This window comes from Streptomyces oceani (genome assembly GCF_001751245.1).
Taxonomy (GTDB): Bacteria; Actinomycetota; Actinomycetes; order Streptomycetales; family Streptomycetaceae; genus Streptomyces; species Streptomyces oceani.
The window spans coordinates 22,712-26,619 of the sequence record NZ_LJGU01000160.1; the positions used below are offsets into that span (position 1 = coordinate 22,712).

Annotated in this window: 2 protein-coding genes; both read right to left on the bottom strand. The window is 70.7% G+C overall.

The window, feature by feature from the left end; genetic code table 11:
* On the bottom strand, positions 1 to 953 hold a 953-nt coding region (locus tag AN216_RS30535), incomplete at its 3' end, for a beta-ketoacyl synthase N-terminal-like domain-containing protein (RefSeq protein WP_244502657.1).
* Between the two features lie 44 nt (positions 954 to 997).
* A partial coding sequence (locus tag AN216_RS30760) for an SDR family NAD(P)-dependent oxidoreductase (protein WP_139140999.1) occupies positions 998 to 3,908 on the bottom strand: 2,911 nt, incomplete at its 5' end.

A 3,908-nucleotide genomic window follows, 5' to 3' on the forward strand; every position in this document is an offset into this window, starting at 1 on the left:
TGCTGGGAGGGGCCGCTGGGCGCGGTCAGCCCGTTGGAGGCGCCGTCCTGGTTGACCGCCGAGCCGCGTACGACCGCCAGCACCGGGTGCCCGTTCGCCCGCGCGTCGGACAGCCGCTCCACCAGCAGCATGCCGACGCCCTCGGACCAGCCGGTGCCGTCCGCTTCGTCCGCGAACGCCTTGCACCGTCCGTCCGGCGCCAGCCCGCCCTGCCGGCCGAACTCCACGAACGCGCCCGGCGTGGACATCACCGTCACACCGCCGACCAGCGCCAGCCCGCACTCGCCCGACCGCAGCGCCTGCGCCGCGAGGTGCAGCGCCACCAGCGAGGAGGAGCAGGCGGTGTCCACCGTCACCGCCGGGCCCTCCAGACCCAGGGTGTACGAGACGCGGCCGGAGGCGACGGACGTCGAGTTGCCGGTGAGCAGGTGGCCGCGTACCTCGTCGGGCACGTCCCGCAGGCCGCTGCTGTAGCCCATCTCGCTGCAGCCGACGAAGACTCCGGAGCGGCTGCCGCGCAGCGTGCGCGGGTCGATGCCGGCCCGCTCGACGGCCTCCCAGGAGGCTTCGAGCAGCAGCCGCTGCTGCGGGTCCATCGCCAGCGCCTCGCGTGGCGAGACACCGAAGAAGGCCGGGTCGAACTCCGGCGCGTCGTGGACGAAGCCGCCCTCGCGCGCGTACCCGGCGTCGCCCGAGTCGTCCGTACGGTCGGGCAGCGCGTCCTCGTCCCAGCCACGGTCGGCCGGCCACGGCGAGATGGCGTCGACGCCGCCGGTGAGCAGCTCCCAGAAGTCCTCGGGGGACTCCACGGCCCCGGGCAGCCGGCAGCTCATCCCGACGATGGCTACCGGCTCCTGCTGCTGCGACTCCAGCTCCTGTAGCCGTTGCCGCGTGCTGTGCAGGTCGGCGGTGACCCACTTGAGGTAGTCCCGAAGCTTCGCCTCATTCGCCATTGGAACGTGCCCCATATGGTCGTGGTGGAACGGTTGCCACGACCTCAGGAACGACCGAGCTCCTGATTGATGAAATCGAAGATCTCGTCGTCCGAGGCCGTATCCAGTTGCTGGGAGACCGCGGCCTTCTGATCCTGCGGGTCTCCTTGAGCCGACTCACCCAGCTCGGACAGCATGCGTCGTAGACGGGCCTCGATGACTGCCCTGGCGTCGTAGTCTGGGGAAAATCTTGAAATCGCCCCCGCTATCCGCTCAAGATCAGCGATCACCGAGGCGCTGTCCTCGACCGTATCCGAGAACAGCTGGTCAGAAACATGCCGGGCGAGGTCTTTCGGTGTCGGGTGGTCGAAGACCAGGGTCGCCGGCAGCGTCACCCCGGTCTCCCCGCTCAGCTGGTCCCGCAGCTCCACGGCGGTGAGGGAGTCGAAGCCGAGGTCCTTGAAGGCACGCTGGCTCTCCACGGCCTTCGGCCCCGCGTAGCCCAGGGCCCGCGCGGCACAGGAGCGTACGACCGTCAGCACGGCCTCGTCCCGCTCGGCCTCCGAGGCGTCGGCCAGTCGGCGCGCCAGCTCGGAGGCCGCGTCATGGTCCGTACGGGCGACTGGCGCGCTGGCGGAGGCCGGCGCGGCTTCGGGGAGTTCGGCGAACAGCGGGGCCGCGCGACGACTGGTGAACGCCGCGGCGAACCGCGACCAGTCCACGTCCGCCACCACCACCGCACCCTCACCAGCCGACAACACACGCCCCAGCGCACGCAACGCCTCCCGCGGCGGCAACGGACTCAACCCACGACGACGCAGCTGCTCTTCCGCCGCCCCATCAGCGGCCATACCCGCCTCCGCCCACGGACCCCACGCCACCGACGTACCCGCCAAGCCAGCCGCCCGACGCGACTCCACCAACGCGTCCAAAGCCGCGTTCGACGCCGCGTACGCACCCTGACCACCACTACCCCACACACCAGCGATCGACGAGAACACCACGAACGCCGACAACTCCCGATCCCGGGTCAACGCGTCCAGATGCACCGCACCCGCCACCTTGCCCGACCAACTCGCCGCCAACGTCGACTCCGCCAACTCACCCACACTCGCGTCATCCAACACACCCGCCGCATGGAACACCGCATCCACCGGATGCTGGTCGAGCAGTCGGGCGACCGCTTCGGGGTCGGTGACATCGCAGGCGAGTACGGAGGTCTCCGCCCCCAGCTCGGTGAGTTCCCGCTCGAGTTCGGCGGCTCCGGGGGCCTCGCTACCGCGGCGGCTGGTCAGCACCAGCTTCCGGGCACCCCGCTCCACCGCCCAACGCGCCACCCGCGCACCCAACGCACCCGTACCACCCGTCACCAACACCGCACCCGCCTCCGACCCCGGCACCCACGAACCACCCACACCCACCTCCGCCACACCAGCCCGCACCACCCGACGCACCCACACACCCGAACCCCGCACCGCCACCTGATCCTCCACACCCGCACCCGGACCCGCACCCGCACCCGCACCCGCACCCGCACCCACCGACTGACCCAACACACCCACCACACGCGAGACCACACGCCCATCCCACACACCCGGAACATCCACCACACCACCCCACAACTCCGGCCACTCCAACCCCACCACCCGACCCAAACCCCACACCCCAGCCAACCCCACCACCGGACCACCCTCCACACGCCCCACCGACACCGCACCACACGTCAACACCCACAACCGACCCCCCACACCCACATCCCCCATCGCCTGCACCAAACCCAACGTCCCCACCACACCCACCGGAACCCCACCAGCACCCACCTCACCCGCACCCTCCACACACGCCAACAAAGACACCACGCCATCTATCGGTTCGGTGTCCGAGGCCGTCGCGGCCCGCAGACGTTCCGCCAGGTCCGCGCGCTCGGCACCCGCCGGCACCGGTACCACCCGGGGTTCCGTACCGAGAGCCGCCAGCAGTTCCTCCGGCACGGCCGTGCCGGAGGACTCGGTCGTGCCGGAGGACTCGGGCACGACCACAAGCCAGCGGCCCGACACCCGTTCCGTGCCGGAGAGTCCGCCGTACGGCTCCCAGCTCACCCGGTAACGCCAGGCGTCAGCCTCCGACTCGGCACGGCGCCGCTGCCGCCAGGAGGCCAGTGCGGGCAGTGCCTCGCGCCACGGGGCGTCCTGGTCGATGTCCAACTCACCGGACAGCGAGTCGAGGTCGTCGCGTTCCACCGCCTCCCAGAAGGGCGCGTCCAGTTCGGCGGAGTGGCCGACGGTCACGGGGTCAGGCCGGCGCTGGCTGAGCCAGTAGCGTTCGCGCTGGAAGGGGTACGTCGGCAGGTCGACCCGATCCGTACCAGGAACCGTCGGTACCTCCGGCAGTACCGCCGACCAGTCGACCTGCTGGCCCCGCACGAACACCCCGGCCACGCCCGCCAGCACGCTCTCGACCTCGGGCCGGTCCTTGCGGAGCAACGGCACGAACGAGAGCTCTCCCCCGGATGCCTCCCCCTCCACGCAGCCGCGTGCCATGGCGGTGAGGGTGCCGTCCGGGCCGATCTCCACGAACCGCGTCACACCCTGAGCGGTCAGCGCCGCCACACCATCAGCGAACCGCACCGCCTCCCGCACATGCCGCACCCAATACTCCGGGTCCGTCAACTCCTCGACGGTCGCCAGCTCACCCGTGACATTCGACACCACCGACAACGACGGACGCCCATACGCCACCCCCTCGGCCACCCGACGAAACTCCGCCAACATCGGCTCCATCAACGGCGAATGAAACGCGTGCGAGACCGACAACCGACGCGTACGCGCACCCCGCGCCCGGAAACGCTCCCCAATCTCGGTCACCGCCGCCTCCACACCCGAGACCACCACCGAAGACGGACCATTCACCGCCGCCACACCCACCTCATCCGCGCGGCCCACCAGCAACGAAGCGACCTCCGCCTCCGACGCCTCG